This window comes from Streptomyces sp. NPDC058678 (assembly GCF_042714835.1).
Classification (GTDB): Bacteria; Actinomycetota; Actinomycetes; order Streptomycetales; family Streptomycetaceae; genus Streptomyces.
The window spans coordinates 1-15769 of record NZ_JBHXSG010000005.1 but is presented as its reverse complement, the minus strand read 5'-3'; the positions used below and the strand labels follow the sequence as shown (position 1 = coordinate 15769).

Here is a 15769-nt window from a genome sequence, read left to right as displayed (position 1 = left end):
AGGCTGGTGTGTGTCCCGTATGCGGGCGCCGGCGCCGGCGCGTTCAAGCACTGGGCAGCCAGACTGCCCGCCGATGTGGAACTTGTCGCTGTCCGGCTGCCTGGCCGGGAGAACCGCATCCGCGAACGGCCCTACTCCCGGTGGCCCGCTCTGGCTACGGCGTTCAGCGACGCCCTGGCCGAGCAGATCGCCTCTCCGTATGTGCTCTTCGGGCACAGCATGGGCGGGATGCTGGTGTACGAGGCAGTCAACCGGCCCATGAGCCGTGCCCCCGAACGCGTCATCATCTCTGGTTGCCGGGCCCCTGGTGCCAGACGCGAACTGCCCGTGATCCATGACCTGCCCGACGCACAGTTCACCGAGCACTTGGCCCAGTTGGCCGGAACGCCGCCACCGGTCCTGGCGAACCCGGGTCTGCTCAGGGTGCTCGCGCCCACGCTCCGTGCGGACTTCCGGCTGGCGGAAACCTGGCCGCAGGGCCCTGTCCTGCCCGTCCCCGTACCGGTCACGACGTTCTGGGGAACCGACGACGAGGTCGCGCCCCAAGCCGCCGTAGCAGCCTGGCGGCCTTTGGCACCTCATGGATTCCGCAGCCACGAAGTGGCCGGGGGGCACTTCTTTCTCCACGACTCGGCCGACGAGGTCTGCTCCTTGCTGCACGGCGAAATCGCCCAGCAGGCAAAGAATCAGGAAGAGAGCACATGGTGCGATCCCCGTACTTCACCCCCGACCACGCGGCGTTCCGCGAGCGCACCCGGGAGTTCCTGACGGCGGAGGTGATGCCGAGCGCCGCTGCCTGGGAGCGGGAGGGCGGCCTGCCGCGTTCCCTGTGGAAGTCGTTCGGTGAGCAGGGCTATCTCGGGCTGCTGCACCCACGTAGCGCGGGCGGCGGCGAGCGGGATCTGTTCACGTCGGTGGTGTTCTTGGAGGAGCTTGGGCGCACCGGATTCGGCGGGCTGCGGGCAGCGGTCTCCGTGCACGCCTACATGGCCACCCACTACCTCGCCGCGGCCGGCACCCCTGGGCTGCGCCGGGACTACCTCGGCCCTGCGCTTCGGGGCGAGAGCGTGGCGGCCCTTGCGATCACCGAACCTGGGGCAGGCGCCGACCTTTCCGGACTGACGACCACGGCAGAGCGAGACGGCGACTGCTTCGTGGTGCGCGGGGTCAAGACGATGGTCAGCAACGGCACAGTGGCGGACTTCCACGTCGTCGCCGTGCGCACATCGCCCGACACCGGCTCCGGCCCGCACGGAACGACGGGCTTGTCCCTCCTGGTCGTCGACTCCGACCTGCCCGGCGTCACCACCACGCCGACGCCGACGCTGGGCTGGTGCGCAGCCGGTACGGCTACGGTGGCGTACGAGGATGTCCACGTACCGGCGGACCGCCTGATCGGGCGCGCCAGCAGTGGCTTCTACTACCTGATGCGCGGGCTGCAGCTGGAGCGACTGGTCGCGGCGACGCTGGCGCTGGGCGGGATGGAGCGCTGTCTCGACGACACCCGCCACTACCTGACCGAGCGTCGGCTCTTCGGCAGCACACTGTCCGAACTGCAGGCGCCCGCTCACCGCATCGCGGACCTGGCAACCGAGTTGGCCGCTGCCCGGCAGCTCGTCCACCATGCCGCATGGCTGTACGAGCAGGGGGAGCTGCCGACCACCGAGTGCTCCATGGCCAAGCTCTATACCACCGAGCTGGCTTGCCGCATGGCCGATGCGAGTCTGCAGCTCCAGGGGGCGCACGGCTATCTCGATTCCTCCGGCGCCGCTCGTACTTACCGGGACGCACGGGCGGCCACCATCGCCGCTGGTCCCAGCGAGGTGATGCGCGACCTCATCGGACACGCTGTTCTCAGGACCCGGCCGAGCTCGGGCGCCGGGCGCACCGGTGGACAGGAGAGGGCATGAAGGGCGACGAGATGGCGGTGTTCTTCCTCGCCTTCGCGGTGGTCTTGGGGCTGGCTCGACTGTTCGCAGCAGCAGCTCGCAAGGTGGGACAGCCTTCCGTGGTCGGCGAAATCGTCGCGGGTATTCTGCTCGGTTCCACTCTGTTGTCCACCACAGGGGACTCATGGGGGGAGACCGTCCCGCTCGACGACGTCCGCCCTCTCCTCGGAGCACTCGCCAACGTCGGTCTGGCGATGTTCATGTTCGTCATCGGCTACGAAATGGACCACTCCTTCTTCCGCGGCAGCGGACGCACCACACTGAGTGTGGCAGCGGGCTCGGCGCTGGTACCCCTGGTGGGCGGCTGCCTTGTGGCGTTGCCCTTCGCCGAAGAGCACGGGCCATCAGGGAGCGCGGGCTTTGTCTTGTTCACGGGTGTGGCCCTATCGGTCACTGCTTTCCCGGTGTTGGCGCGGATCCTGGCCGACCGACGACTGAACCGCACGCACGTCGGTCGCATCACCATGGCTGCGGCCGCCGTGAACGACTTGGTCGCGTGGGTGTTGCTCGCAGGAGTCGTTGCCTTCTTCGGTGCGGCCGACCAGTGGCGCGTGGCACTGGTTCCCCTCTACGTGGTCGTCCTGGTCTTTGTCGTACGCCCGCTCATGGCCCGACTGCTGCGACCTGGGGAAGACAAGGGGAGCCGGCCGACTGCGGCAATCCCGCTGGTGACCACGGGTCTGATGGCCTCTTGCGCGGCCACGGAATGGCTGGGTGTCCACTTCATCTTCGGCGCGTTCGCCTTCGGTGCCGTCATGCCCAGGGTGGGCCTGGCCCGGCTGCGTATCGAGGTCCTGGAGCGAATGGAGCAGGCGGGCACACAGGTTCTGCTGCCGGTCTACTTCGTCGTGGCGGGCACCGGGGTGAACCTCGCTGCCTTCGACGGCTCGAGCATGGGCATTCTGGTGGCCGCCCTGGCCGTGGCCGTCTCGACCAAGATGTCGGGCGCGTATCTCGGTGCCCGCATCTCGGGCCTGCAGCGTGACGACGCGCTGCCCATTTCCATACTGATGAACACCCGCGGCCTCACTGAGGTGGTCATCCTCACGGTCGGGCTGCAGATGGGCCTCATCGATGAGGAGTTCTACTCGGTGCTTGTCGTGGTGGCGGTACTCACCACAGCCATGACAGGTCCGCTGCTCCACCTTGTACGGCGCGGAAGCAGGACGTCAGAGGAACACGGGCCTGGAGCCGGGGCGGCGATGACTCCTGAGCCAGTCACCCGGCGAGTCGACCGCGGTTTCCCAACGTTGCAGGGCGTGACCATGCACAGGCCCAACGAACCCGGCTACAGCCACCCAGACGCGTAAGTGATCGACGGCCGGCGCTGAGACCCCGCCGTACTCGGCCGGCGAGGAAGGCCCGGCGCTGCGTGAACCCGTGAACGTTCCGCGTTGGCAGATGAAGCGTCTGCAGGAGTGGCGCAGGCGCCTGGTCGCCAAGGGGTCTTCCAGGTAGGCCGGGTGCTGCCCGCCGGGGCCTGTGAACAAGCCGTGCTGGGCGTGCTCTTGATCAAAAGTGACGGCAACGGCGTCTCAGCAGCTCCCGCCCAGCAGATCGCGACCGGCCTGAGCGGCGCGCCGCGCAAGAAGAACAGGAGGGCGGCCAAGGAGCACACTGATGAATGGACCGGCCGAGCGGTTCTCGAGACCGCCCGGCCGTGGCGCACAGATCAGACCGGCGCCCAGCCGCGGTCCACCGCCTGTGAGACGCCGAGGGAATCTTCTCTACGTCAGGTCGGCGTACGACCTGGAGGAGTGCGGACAGGAGTTGTCAGTGGGAGCGGTGAGCCGTCCGGCGGCGCAGCGCGACGACAATGCCGCCACCGGCCATGACCAGGGCCGCGGCGGTGCCGGCGATCACCGTGGTACCGCTGCCCGCGCCGGTCTCCGCAAGGTCGGTGCCGCCGCCCGCTGGAGAGGGCGCGCTGCTCGCACCAGGGACGGCGGCTGCGCTGCTGCTCTGGGCTGGGCTCGGCAGCGCAGTCGGGGTGGCGGAGGGCGCCGAGGAAGGAGTCGCGGGCGTCGAGGAAGAGGGGCCGGAGGGCGCGCAGGTCTCGTCCCCCACGACGGTCAGCGGCTGGATGTCCTGGTCGACTTGATTGCCCGCTTTGACGTGGACCCGGAAGCTCTCCCCGGCATACCACTCCAAGGGGTTGAGATCGACGGTGGTGCCCTGCGCGGTGGGGTGCTCGATCGTCTCGGTGTCGACCAGCCGTTCACCGCCGGGCATGCTCAGCTGCAGGTAAAGGGTGATGGTGGCCGGGGTACCGGAGGCGTCCTTGTCGGTGACGCGGATGACGCCGTTGCCGCCCGCGTCGCACACGGCTGCTGCCTCGAAGTCGCTGATGTTGCAAGCCAACGCCGTGTGAGCGGCACAGATGGAGAGTGCGGACGCAGCGCCAAAAGTACCTATGACACGCGCCGCTCTGGCGGCGTGATGGGAAAGGAACACTCTTTGTCCTTCGCGGTCGATCTGGATGCGACGAGACGATCCGCCGGCCCGGCAGGCCAACCCGGGGCTTGAAAACCACCAAGGTTTACAAGCCCGTCGAGCCCCCTGTCAAAGGCACATCACCGCAGGTCACGGCACCATGAAGAGGTGGTCATGATCCGGCCTGAGGTCGGTCAAGCCATGGTCATGAGCGGGCCTGAGGCGCCGTACGCACCGCCACCAGTCGCTGCGCCGGCGTGCCAATGCCGAGCGGCACGTGTATCCCCGGGGCGCCGGCTCCGTCGCCTTGAACTCCTCGGCCGAAGCGGTAATTTTTCGGCCCCCTGCACCGAACGACCGTCTGATCCGGACGAAGCCCGGCCAGGCTCGCATGGACGGGACGCCTCGAGGGCATTCGTCGCTCGTGCTGCCCCAACTCTGCTCACGCGTCCCGATGAGAGACGCCCACCGTAAGGACGACGACCCGATGACAAGACCCCGCCTCAGAGCCGTGCTCGGCGCGCTGATCATGCTCCTGTTACCCGTGCTCGGTACTGCCTCCACCGCCTCGGCCAGGCCCCTGGCCAGCACATCCTCCACCGCACTGCCGATCTCGTACCACGCGGACATGGCCGTGGACGCCGTACACCGCAGGCTCTACATCGCCGATGTCGTCACGAGTTCCGTGTTGGTCACGGACTTCGACGGCAAGCTTCTCAAAACCCTGACGAACAAGCCCGGCGCGGCGGACCTCGTGCTGTCCCCCGACTCGCGGACGCTCTACGTCGCGCTGAGCGGCGGCGACGCGATAGCCGCCCTCGACACCACCACCTACCGGGAGAAGGCCCGTTACGCCACGGGCGCCGGGACCGCACCGCTGCGCCTGGCCCTGGTGGGCAGCACCCTGTGGTTCAGCTACGGATCCGACTGGGACAGCAGCATCGGCTCCCTCAGCCTGTCCGGCTCCAGGCCGACGGTGCGACTCGCGCTGGTGCCGTGGGGGACCTGGGCCGGTCCGCCGATGCTGCTGTCCTCACCGTCGGCACCCGGCCTGGTCATCGCCGGCGACCCGTTCATCTCCTCGGCCAGGGTGACCGTGTACGACGTCACCTCGGGCGAACCCGTCGTACGCACGACGCAGGACAACCCTGGAGGCGTCGGCAGCATCGCCGACCTGTCCCTGTCGCCCGACGCCAGCACCCTCTTCATCGTCGGGGGCTATCCGTACGACCATCTGGCCTTCCGGCTGAGCGATCTCTCCGTCGAGCACACGTATCCCACGAGCAACTACCCCAACGCGGCCGCGGTGTCCGTCACGGGTGAGATCGCCGCGGGCATCGACAACTCCTACGGCCAGGACGTCTACCTCTTCTCGCCGGGCGCCGACGCACCGTCCCGGGTCATCGACCTGGAACCGGACACCGGCCGAGCTCTGCGGCCGCACGGCCTGATCTGGTCTCCTGGCGGCACCCGGCTGTTTGCCCTGACCGGTGAGTACGGCTCCACCCTGACGCTGCACGTGATCCGGGACTAGCCAGGGCTTGGGCCCGTCGGAGCAGACGGTGCCAGATGCCCTGGACGCGTCGGCCGTCGGCCCGGCCCTTCCGCCGAGAGTGCGGAATGACCGGGCCGACGCCCCGGCATGCACCGGATCGGCGTGACCGTACAGCGCGCCACCGCTGCTGGGTGGCGCTGCGTCAGCCACCACCACCGGCGAGCCCTGCCTGGCAACGGGGCGCGCGCCTGCAACTGCGTCGTGGTCGCAGGTGTGGCCGACTCCCGATGTCGCCCTGGCCGCCGCCCTCGACACCACCGCCGCGGTGTACGGGATGCGCGGCGCCTGCCAGGACTGGCACCCTGCTTGTAGAAGTCCGCCGCCATCTCGCCACGACCTGCGCGGCCGCCCCCGGACCCGCCCTGGCAGCAGATCTTCTGTTGCCGGCTCAGTGACGGCCATCTGCGGCGCCTGGTCCTGGAGGCGCTCAGCCACGCGGACCACCGGGTGAGCGGGAAGGCCCGCACGACTGAGGTACAAGGGCGGGCCCTTGCCCCGAGGCGACTCGGAGGGCAAGGGCCCGTGCGGCGAACGCCCGGCTACTGCTGGGGGCTCCCGCGGCGGCGTACGGCGAACACCACCGCAGCGGCCGCGATCAGGATCGCGGCGATGATGCCGACCCAGGCGCTCGCCGACAGTCCGCCGTCGTCCTCCTTCTCGGTGTCGGCCGCCTGCGGAGTGGGCGAGGCGGTCGTCTCCTGCGCGGTCGGTGTCGGGGACGCGGACGCGGTCTCCGGCGCGCTGGGGGAGGGGCTGACCGGCTTCGCGCCCGGTGCCGCCGCCTTCAGATCCAGGACCGGGGCTTCGTTTCCGTGGCCGTCGCCGCTGGGCTCGCCCAGTTCGATCCAGCGGTCGATCTTGCCGTCGCTGTAGGTCTGGAGCGTTTTGAACGCCAACTCCTCGGCGTCGGGCAGCTGGCGGACGACGACCGAGTACTCGGCGTCCCCGCCGACCTTCACCGCCGGACCTTTGACGGTGTAACCGTCGTCGTTCGCGGTGAACTTCCAGCCGGTGGGGCCCTCGCCGTACGTCACGTCGGCGGGCGCGATGCCCTCGGGCAGGACCACCCGCAGCTGGGTGATGCCGGCCGTGGCGGATTCCGACTCGGCCACGAAGGTGAGCTCGACGTTCTCGGCGAGGGCCTGGGCGTTGTCGGACTCGACCTCCACATGGGCGGCGGCCGGTACGGCGGCGAGCAGGACGGCGGTTGCGGCGGTGGCCGCGCCCACCGTGAGGCGGCGCGCAGTGATGCGGGACATGGTGTCTCCAGGCAAGGGGGGCGGGGCGGCAGCACGGCAAGGCCGAACCGGCGCTCCTGAGGGCTCAGTTGACGAAAGCCGGTCTCGTCGCCGGAGGACCCCGCCGTACCACCACATGCGCGAGTACCGGCCTTGTCGCTGCGCGCCGGTCATCCTCCGCGGGGACCAGTTCCGGCAGATTGATCCACCCGGGTGCCCATGGCGGCGTGAGCAGCATCCGGGCGGCGGCGAGGCGCGCCCGCACGCCGTCAAGCGCTCCGGTCGCACCTTGTGCCAGCGTCCAGCACGCCATGTCCGCCCGGTGCAGCAGGACGGCGACGAGCACGGCGACCAGCGCGTGTGCCACCGTCATGGCGAGGGAGTCGTGCAGGCGCTCGTGCCAGGCCGAATGGGCGCCGTGGACCTGCCCGCCGTGGTGACGAGTGGCCGGGGCCGCCCGGTGCGGGGCGGCGTGTGCGGTGAGCGTCAGCCACACGTGCAGCCCGGACTGGGCGACCACGCTGCAGGCGGCCACCGTGGCCAGGTGGCGTGGGCGGCGCGTGCCGAGCAGACCCAGACCGAAGAGCACGGCCGCTGCCGCTCCGCCCTGCGCCCAGGGCACGGGCCCCTCGGCGAGCAGATGGTGGGCGCTCACCCCCAGCAAGGTGCCGACGACGGCGAACACCGCGGCGCGCAGGACGGGCAGCGGAGCGTGCGGGGTCGTGACGGGCTGGTGCATGGTCCGCTCATCATGAGGCATCGCCGGTACGACCCGCTGGCCAGTGCGGGAAAGAGGCCCGATACCACCTCCATCACACCTCGCACGGTGGTTCATCCGGGATCGCGCCGCCGGTGACCAGGGGCGAGGACCACTCCGACGCCCTGGAAGCCGCGCTCACACTGGCCGTTGATCTGGCGGACCTCGGACCTCGGATCTCGGAGAGCGGGAAGAGGGGGAGGCCCGGGGCCTGGGTGAGCAGACGTTGGCTCGGCGGCGGGTGCAGGTGGTCGTGCATCTTGATCGTTTTTTGAGCGGCGCATAGGCTCCCATGCCCATGGAGATGGGGGAGCCGGGCCGCGGTCACAGGCCGTGGCGCGACCGACTGGTCAGGCATCGTGCGATCGCGGTCCTGCTGGCCGGGACAGCGGGGCTGGCCGTTCTTGGCGCGGTGCTCTTCGTCCTGCCGGGTGTGGTGGTGGACCACGATCTCGCCGGGGCGGGCGTGGCTGCGCAGGACCGGCTGAAAGCGGTGAACGACGTCCGGACGACACTTCTGCAGGCCGTGGGCGGCATGGTCGTGCTGTTCGGCGCGTACGCCACCTGGCGGCAACTACGCGTCAGCCAGGACGGCTTGCGCGCCACCCAGGAGGGCTATGTCACCGACCGGTTCAGCACGGCCGTCGATCAACTCGGCAGTGACAAGCTGGCAACACGCATCGGCGGGCTGCACGCGCTGTGGCGGATCGCGGAGCACTCCGCCCGCGACCGCGAGGCCGTCATCTCCATCCAGGCCGCCTACCTGCGTACACACGTGCCCTGGCCGCCCGCCGGGCCGGAAGCCCCAGCGACGAACGTGCCCATCAACGACGTCGTGCCGCTGGAGGTCCGTGCCGCCGACGCCCAGGTGGCGCTGACCGGGCTCGGCGTGTTGCTGCTGCAGCCCCGGGAGCATTCCTGGGTCAACCTCAGCGTCACGGACCTGCGCCGGGCCGACTGCGACGGGCTGTGGCTGCACGAGGTCAACCTCGACCGGTCCTGTATGGAGGCGGCGGGCCTGTACCACGCCAACCTGACGCAGGCGTCTCTCGTGTCGGTCAACCTGCGGCACGCCGACCTCAAGACGGCGATCCTGCGCCGGGCCCGCTGCGTTCTGGCTGATCTGCGGGGCGCACGGCTGGTCGAAACCGACCTGCGTGACGCGGACTTCACCGAGGCCGACCTGCGCGAGGTGAACCTGCGCAAGGCCGACGCAGGCGGCGCTGTCTTCCGCCGCGCCGACCTGCGCCTGGCCGACCTACGTGGCTCCGACTTGAGCACGGCCGACCTTCTCCAGGCACGTCTGACCGGCGCGGTGGCCAGCGAGCACACCCGCTGGCCGGCCGGTTTCGACCACTCGGCCGCCGGCGTCGTAGTTACCGACGAGCCCGGCCCAGAACCTCGGCCACTGCTCCAGCCTTCAGGGATAACGACGCAGCACCCGCCCCTGCGGTCCATGCCGTGACCGAGGAACCTGAGTGAAGGCCGTTGCGCGCAGGGAGGGCCTGGCCGACGGGACGAACTCACCCGCCGCGAGGGCGGGTACGTACAGAACGCCGTCGACGCGTGACTCACCCCCGCCGTAGCCGCCCACCGGGGGCACTACGCGGATCCGGCCGCCGGGTAGCCGCATCCGGCCTCCTGCCGCCCCATTTGCTCGCCCATACGGCGCACTCACCGAACTCGCCCACTCGGACCGGACACCGTCGTCGGTCGGCCGGCGTTCGCGGCTCGGCTCGCCACCGCCGACCCGGAAGCCGCCGGCGACCTCGCCGCGAGCGGCATGGCGTGGAGTGCGGGAGCAATCGCCTCAAGCGCCACCGGGCCGTGGCCACGCGATGGATGCGATGCGATGCGACAAGCTTGCCGTGCGCTACGAGGCGACCGTGCTGGTCGCAGTCCTCAACGAGTGTCTGCGACCAGCACGGTCTCATCAGCTACTAGGAGCGGATAGCCGTGCGGGCTTGCTCAATCCACCCCAACACGGCCTTGGCACCGCAGCTCTCGGCGACCGACCGGGCCTCGTCGAGGTGGCGGAACGCCGTCGACGGGTCGCCGGTTTCGGCCGCGAGGTCGGCCAGTGCCACCAGGCCAGCCGCTTCGCCGGCCCTGAAGCCGATCTCCCGGCGCAGTGTCACCGATTCGGTGAACCGCTCGCGGGCCTGATCGAAGTGGCCTGCCTCCGTGTCGGCGAAGCCGAGATGGCGAATCGCATAGGACATCGTCATCCGGTCGTCGACGGATTTCGCCAGCGCGTAGGACTGTTCGAAGTATGGCCTGGCGGTGGCACCGGCACCCTTGACCACCTGGTGCCAGCAGCCAACCCAGAACAACGCCTCCGCCTCACCCGACGCGTCTCCCAGACGCTCGTACAATTCGGCCGCGCGCTCGAACAGCACCAGTTCCTGGGTGTTCTCTTCGCGGTCGTTGAGGAAGCGGACGTGCAGTACCTTGCCTCGCGCCATGGAAAGCGGCGCCTCGACCGCGTCCAGCACGTCATCGGACCGATCCAGCGCGGACGTGTCCCCGCCGAACATCGCCACTTCGAACAGCTCACCCGCACGTTCGATCCAGTCCTGCCCCTGCATACTTCTACCCCTCCCCGTTGGACGATGACAGCGCCGAGGCTATCTCGGTACTCCCGGCGGACGGCGGGAATTGTCGGACGGCAGCTGTCGAACACCACTCGCACCGTGCCGGGAGGTGTCTTCGGCGGTAGCCCGAGGGCACCCAAGGTGCGGACGGGCCGGTTGAGCGCGCCGGTTGACGTGACGCCGGTGGCCGAGCACCGGCGCGGCACGGGGCCATGTACGAGGCCCGGAACCGCGGGAACGTCGACGTGCCGCGGCTGCGGCGGGTACTGGCCGGCCTCGCCGTGCCGCGGTCGCCGACGGGCACCTGGTTCTGGCGGTCGACATCAGCCACTGGCTGGCCGCTGCGACCGTAGACGTGGCAGAACAATCGGTCCGCGCCGGTCGGCGCGTCCGGGCGGTGCCAGCTCCTGGAGGCCGTGCGCCTGGGGCCGGCCGACGACGTCGCCGACGTTACGGTCCACGCAGGTTCGCCGGGTCGTCGAGGACCTTGTCGACCGGCTGTGGACGTCGGCCACCGGCCCGCCGGGCGAGGACATCGACCTGCGCCAGCAGACGTTCTGGCGCAGATTCGATCTTGAGCACACCTTCCGGATGAAGACATCGTTTTCAGTTGGCGCGTTGTGGATCGGTATCCGACACGAGTTGAGCCAGCCGGCGCAGGCGCTGGAAGTAGCAGAAGCCGTCTGCTTCGTTGAGCAACGGCAGCACCCGGTCCAGGTCTGCGATGCAGTCGCGCAGGATGCGGTGGCGCTCTCTGTCGAGAGTGCCACCGTCGCTCTGCCAGGTGGACACACACCCGGCGATGCCGGCGTCGAGCAACACCCGGTCGAGGCCTGCCCGCTCGGCACCGCGCAGGCCAGCGGGGAAAGCCGCGCGCAGGTGCTCACCACATGCGGGCCACAACGGCTTCGTGCTCAGTAGGGCTGTTCACGCGACTCATCTTCGTGCAGCGTTTCTCACCGTGGGTGCTGTTCACCTGCTCAAGCGGCGGTGAACACATGAGAGCCGCGGCTATGCCGAGGAAGGCCGGGAAGTGCTCAGCCTTGCGCTCGTAGCGGCGGTGCAGGCGGTGGCATCCAGCGAGCCAGGACACTGTCCTCTCGAAGACCCAGCGGTGTCTGCCGAGCCGCTGGGGCGGTGAGCGGAGTGAGGGATCGGGTTGTGGTCCGTCCGGCGGAAGGAGATGCGAGGGACCAGGCGGCGAGCCCCGGCGTGAGAGGGCGGTCGGCAGTCCCGGCCTCGCCGACCTTCGCCGACGCGCGGCCGGACTGGGGGCCTGATCGCGAATCTCATAGCTCATGACAAGCTGTGCTTCCCACTGCCCGAACCAGGAGGTCACCATGACTGCAGAGCCCTCACCGCAAGAAGGTTCGGAGCCGGCCGACATCGAGGAGCCCGCGCCGGCACCCGACGACGAAGGCCAGGACGACTTGAAGCGCAAGTTCCGGGAGGCCCTGGCGCGCAAGCGGGGCATGCAGGCGGACGCGGCCGCCCGCGCTGAGAACACGGACGCGTCGAAGATCCGCGGGGCGCACGGCCCTGCTGCGAGTCAGCGGTCGTTCCGGCGCAAGAGCGGCGGCTGAGTCCAAGCGGCCGCCGGAGGGGACTCGGCAGGGGACGGTCCGGCCGCCGTTCTTTCCAAATAGGCACGCAGCCCTGAACCAAACCAAGCTGCGATCTGCTGGCCGCGCCCAACATGACCATCTTGGTGAAGGGCGCGGTCACGTCGCTTGAGGTCTGGGTGTCTGACGGTGCGTCGAGGCGTGGCGGAGCCCGGTTCGGGGCCTGGCCCGATGCGCGGCTCGTCGCCGACGAACTCCCCGCAGGTCGTGTACGTCCCGTCCTCGAGCCATTCGGCGTGCACGGTTGGGCGGCTCAAGGTCGTCAGTTCTGGCCCGTCTTCTCGTTGGCCGTGGGTAGTTCCAGGCGGGGCCCGTGGAAGCGTTCGCGCAGGAGCCGGTCGTGCGTCACCACGACCAGCGTGCCGGTGTAGCGGGCCAGGGCTGCCTCGATCTCTTCCACCAGGGCGGGGGCCAAGTGGTTCGTCGGCTCGTCGAGCAGTAGCAGATCGAGTGGGCCGGCCGTCACCAGACGGGCCAGTTCGAGCTTGCGGCGCTGCCCGACGGACAGGTTCCGTACGGGAACAGCGAGGTCGGCGGCGTGGAACAGGCCGAGCGAGAGGAGTGCGTCGGCGTGCTCGTCTGGTTGCCCCGCCCTGTCGGCTGCGAATGCGGCGAGCAGCGTTCGGGCATCGAAGGCGTCGTCGGGCGCGCTTCGCTGACGTAGGAATCCAACCCGGCGCGGTCGGCGCACGATACAGGCGTCAGGCGTCAGTTCCCCTGCCAGTACCTGCAGAAGGGTGCTTTTGCCGACACCGTTGGGGCCGGTGACGAGGAGTCGGTCACCAGGGGCGAGTTTCAGGGACGGAACATACAACCGCCCTGGGACCAGGGCGCCTTCCAAATGCACGGCCGTGGACGTTTTCTCGCCGGTCGGCGCGCCTTTGACGCTGCCTGTGAACCGCAGTGGCTGCGGAGGTGGCGGCACGGGGTGCTCAGTGAGCCGTTGCAACCGCTCGCGTGCGTTGCGGATGCGGCTTTGGGCGCCGTGTGACCGCGAGCGCGCTCGAAAGGCGCCGGCACCGCTGAACGCCCAGGGCCCCTTGCGGGGGATCTCGGCCAGCAGCCCGATACCGGAGTCGGCGAGGCGTTCCTGTCGGGTCACTTCATCGCGCCATTGCTCGTGATCCCATATCCACCGGGCCCGGGCCGCGGCCTTGGCGGCGAGAAAGCCGGCGTATCCATTGCCGTAGCGCCGTACCGTGCGCTGATCGTGGTCCACTTCCAGGATGGTGTCGGTGAGGCGTTCCAGGAACGCCCGATCGTGTGTGGCCACGATGACCGTGCCCCGATGACGGCGCAGTTGTCCTTCGAGCCAGGCCACGGCCTCGTCGTCCAGATCATTGGTCGGCTCGTCGAGCAGCAGCAGTTCGGGGGCCGAGGACAGGGTCGCGGCGAGCGCGAGCCGGGAGCGCTGCCCTCCTGAGAGGGTGCTCAGTACACGCTCCCGGTCCAGTGGCGCGTTCTCGCCGAGCCGGCGCAGGTTCACCTCGACCCGACGATCCGCGCCGTGCCCGCCCCGCGCATCGAACTCGGCCACCAGCGCGGCGTAGCGCTCGAACTCGGCCGTGCCGGCCGTGCCCAGTGCAGCTTCGGCGGCGCAAATACGGTGCTCCAAGGCGCGCAGTTCGCCCAGTACGTGATCCACGGCATCGCCCACGCTCGCCGTGCCGGGCAGATCGAGAGTCTGGCGAAGGTGGCCGATCCCGCCCGGTGCTACGACGGTCACGCTGCCGTTGTCGACAGGCTCCTGTCCTGCCAGCAGCCGCAGGAGCGTGGACTTCCCAGAGCCGTTGTCACCGACGATTCCGACCTTTTCGCCCGCCCGGACAGTGAGAGACACGCGGTCCAGCACCATGCGGTCGCCGTAGCGCTTGGTCACCTCGGCAAGAGCGATCTGAAACGCGGTGAGCGAAGAAGCAGTGACGGTGGTTTCGACTGAAGCACAGTGCAAGAGCAGTCCTTTGCTGGGGAAACAGGGTCGTGCGGCAAGCAGAAGGAGCACCGACTGCCGACCGATGAACCAAAAACTAGACGATACGTTCCGTCTCGTCAAGGTCCCAGGCCCGACGGGATGGGCTGCGCGCGACTGATCCGAAGGCCACGCACGGTCGGCTCCCGGTGGCCGCGGCGTCGCGCGCCGCCACCGGCACCGGTGCCGCCAAGTCCGCCTCGACGGGCACGAACGGCAGTGCGGCGCCAGCGTCTGACAGGTTCGCGATCTGTGCCTCATCATCATTTCACTAGTCGACTAGTGAAATGATGATGAAGGGGTTGGAGTTCCGCATCGACTGGCGGAGCGGGGTCGCCGCCTATCAGCAGATCGTTCAGCAGACCAAGCAGGCGCTGCGGCTCGGCGTACTCGTGCCCGGGGATCAGTTGCCCACGGCCAAGGCGGTCGCCCAGACCTCCGCGGTCAACCCCAACACCACGCTCAAGGCGTACCGCTTCCTTCTCTAGGGGTCGGAGAGTGGTGCGACGGGCTGAGGACGCGAACGTGCAGCTCAACAGCTCTGCCGGAAGGTTAGTTGGCGCCACAGGTGTTGCACCATCACCTGGGTGGGTGGGTGGGTGGGTGGGTGGCAGGCGGGCCCGGGTGTGCGTCAGTTGCTGTCAGTGAGGATCGTGAAGACCCGGTTGAGGCCGACGAGGGCGGCGCAAGCGGGTGGCGACACCGCTCACCTGCCCTGCATGTCCCCATCTCTGAGGTCAGCGGTTCGTCTGTCGCCCAGCAGACCGTCATGGAGATCCTCCAGGCAGAACGCGGTGTAGCCACCGGTGTCGTCCTGGCAGAACAAATGCGGAAGCCATCTCCGTTCAGGTTGCGTCGAGGAATGGGCTGCGTGGTGGTGGTCATGCCCGGACCGGCTTCGTGAGGCGCGGGTCGAGGCCGTACTGCTCGTGGGCGCCGAGGTTCTCGCGCAGGGTGGGGCCTTCGTAGTCGTCGTGGAACAGGCCGCGTTCCTGCAGGATCGGGACGACCTGGTCGACGAAGGCGTCGAAGCCGTCGTGGTAGCTGTCGACGGCGATCGAGAAGCCGTCGCAGGCCCCTGCCTCGAACCACTGCTGCATGTGGTCGGCCGCATCGGCGGCGGTGCCGGCGACCACCGGGTGGTAGTCGATGACGCCGTGGGCGAGTACGTCGCGCAGGGTCCAGCCTTCCCGGGCCACTTCGAGGGCGCGGGCGGAGCGCGGGTCGTGCGGGCTGGGCATGGCGTCGGCGAGCTGGTCCGCGGTCAGCGGCTCGTCGAGCTGGCCGGGGCTGAGTGGGAGGCCGATCATGGCGCCGAGGTAGCGGACGCGTTGGTTCAGGTCGACGACCTCGTCCAGGAAGCGGCGCCGTTCCAGGGCGGCCTGGCGGGAGGGGGCGATGGTCGGCATGAAGCCGGCGAGCATTTTCACCTCGTCCGGGTCGCGTCCGGCACGCTTGGCGGCGTCCCGCAGGGCCTGGCCCTGGGCCTGGGCGTCCTCGATGGTGTACGGGTTGACGTAGACGCCGCTGGCATAACGGCCCGCGAGTTCCAGGCCATAACTGCCGCCGCCCGCCTGGAAGATGACCGGCTGGCCCTGCTCGGACGGGGGGATGGGAAGCGGGCCGCGGGAGGCGGCGTGCTTGCCCTGCAG

13 protein-coding genes and 4 pseudogenes are annotated in these 15769 nt (G+C 69.4%); 9 read left to right on the top strand and 8 right to left on the bottom strand.

Going from position 1 to position 15769, the window contains the following annotated elements; translation table 11 throughout:
• Positions 1–6: 6 nt before the first annotated feature.
• From ACFWWR_RS07055 to ACFWWR_RS07045, 3 genes are read left to right on the top strand one after another with little or no spacing between them, the layout of a single operon-like run.
• Complete coding sequence (locus ACFWWR_RS07055; RefSeq protein ID WP_384302335.1) at positions 7–768, top strand: thioesterase II family protein; 762 nt, start codon at positions 7–9, stop codon at positions 766–768.
• Positions 702–1910, top strand: a complete 1209-nt coding sequence (locus ACFWWR_RS07050) for an acyl-CoA dehydrogenase family protein (protein WP_384302333.1) — start codon at positions 702–704, stop codon at positions 1908–1910. Before ACFWWR_RS07055 ends, ACFWWR_RS07050 begins: the two co-directional genes overlap by 67 nt.
• Positions 1907–3259 (top strand): cation:proton antiporter, encoded by a 1353-nt coding sequence (locus tag ACFWWR_RS07045; RefSeq protein WP_384302331.1) that lies wholly within the window; start codon positions 1907–1909, stop codon positions 3257–3259. Before ACFWWR_RS07050 ends, ACFWWR_RS07045 begins: the two co-directional genes overlap by 4 nt.
• A gap of 463 nt (positions 3260–3722) precedes the next feature.
• Here the strand turns inward: ACFWWR_RS07045 and ACFWWR_RS07040 are convergent, their stop codons facing one another.
• A complete protein-coding gene (locus ACFWWR_RS07040) occupies positions 3723–4310 on the bottom strand; it encodes an LAETG motif-containing sortase-dependent surface protein (protein ID WP_383860071.1) in 588 nt (195 codons plus the stop codon).
• Positions 4311–4869: 559 nt separating this feature from the next.
• Between ACFWWR_RS07040 and ACFWWR_RS07035 the strand changes: the two genes are divergently transcribed.
• Entirely contained in the window at positions 4870–5916 is a 1047-nt protein-coding gene (locus ACFWWR_RS07035) for a YncE family protein (protein ID WP_384302329.1), read from the top strand.
• 408 nt (positions 5917–6324) lie between these two features.
• Positions 6325–6399 (top strand): annotated as a pseudogene (locus ACFWWR_RS07030) (transcriptional regulator); the annotation flags it as partial.
• 77 nt (positions 6400–6476) lie between these two features.
• On the opposite strand, the gene ACFWWR_RS07025 reads toward ACFWWR_RS07030, so the two are convergent.
• Positions 6477–7196 carry a DUF1775 domain-containing protein gene (locus ACFWWR_RS07025; protein WP_384302327.1) on the bottom strand — a complete coding sequence of 240 codons (720 nt, stop codon included), beginning with the start codon at positions 7194–7196 and terminating at the stop codon, positions 6477–6479.
• 64 nt (positions 7197–7260) lie between these two features.
• Positions 7261–7914 (bottom strand): hypothetical protein, encoded by a 654-nt coding sequence (locus ACFWWR_RS07020; RefSeq protein WP_384302325.1) that lies wholly within the window; start codon positions 7912–7914, stop codon positions 7261–7263.
• A gap of 316 nt (positions 7915–8230) precedes the next feature.
• On the opposite strand from ACFWWR_RS07020, the gene ACFWWR_RS07015 reads away from it, so the two are divergent.
• Positions 8231–9397, top strand: a complete 1167-nt coding sequence (locus ACFWWR_RS07015) for a pentapeptide repeat-containing protein (RefSeq protein WP_384302520.1) — start codon at positions 8231–8233, stop codon at positions 9395–9397.
• Between the two features lie 475 nt (positions 9398–9872).
• Here the strand turns inward: ACFWWR_RS07015 and ACFWWR_RS07010 are convergent, their stop codons facing one another.
• Positions 9873–10520, bottom strand: coding sequence for a tetratricopeptide repeat protein (locus ACFWWR_RS07010; protein ID WP_384302323.1), 648 nt, complete (start codon positions 10518–10520; stop codon positions 9873–9875).
• A gap of 171 nt (positions 10521–10691) precedes the next feature.
• Between ACFWWR_RS07010 and ACFWWR_RS07005 the strand changes: the two are divergent.
• Positions 10692–10863: pseudogene (locus ACFWWR_RS07005) on the top strand (transposase); the annotation flags it as partial.
• 269 nt (positions 10864–11132) lie between these two features.
• On the opposite strand, the gene ACFWWR_RS07000 reads toward ACFWWR_RS07005, so the two are convergent.
• Together ACFWWR_RS07000 and ACFWWR_RS06995 are read right to left on the bottom strand one after the other, a co-directional pair.
• The gene (locus ACFWWR_RS07000) at positions 11133–11348 is read right to left on the bottom strand and encodes a hypothetical protein (RefSeq protein ID WP_384302321.1); all 216 of its coding nucleotides are present in this window, start codon (positions 11346–11348) and stop codon (positions 11133–11135) included.
• Positions 11349–11498: 150 nt separating this feature from the next.
• Positions 11499–11655, bottom strand: a pseudogene (locus ACFWWR_RS06995) (IS5/IS1182 family transposase); the annotation flags it as partial.
• A 211-nt stretch (positions 11656–11866) separates the two neighbouring features.
• Here ACFWWR_RS06995 and ACFWWR_RS06990 point away from each other — a divergent pair.
• On the top strand, positions 11867–12109 hold the full coding sequence (locus ACFWWR_RS06990; protein WP_383860090.1) for a DUF5302 domain-containing protein: 243 nt from the start codon (positions 11867–11869) through the stop codon (positions 12107–12109).
• 301 nt (positions 12110–12410) lie between these two features.
• On the opposite strand, the gene ACFWWR_RS06985 is transcribed toward ACFWWR_RS06990, so the two are convergent.
• Positions 12411–14003: an ABC-F family ATP-binding cassette domain-containing protein gene (locus tag ACFWWR_RS06985; protein ID WP_384302518.1), complete on the bottom strand. Its 1593-nt coding sequence runs from the start codon at positions 14001–14003 to the stop codon at positions 12411–12413.
• A gap of 407 nt (positions 14004–14410) precedes the next feature.
• Between ACFWWR_RS06985 and ACFWWR_RS06980 the strand changes: the two are divergent.
• Positions 14411–14599, top strand: a pseudogene (locus ACFWWR_RS06980) (GntR family transcriptional regulator); the annotation flags it as partial.
• 399 nt (positions 14600–14998) lie between these two features.
• On the opposite strand, the gene ACFWWR_RS06975 reads toward ACFWWR_RS06980, so the two are convergent.
• Positions 14999–15769, bottom strand: a 771-nt coding sequence (locus tag ACFWWR_RS06975; protein WP_384302319.1) for an LLM class flavin-dependent oxidoreductase, incomplete at its 5' end; no start/stop codon positions are given.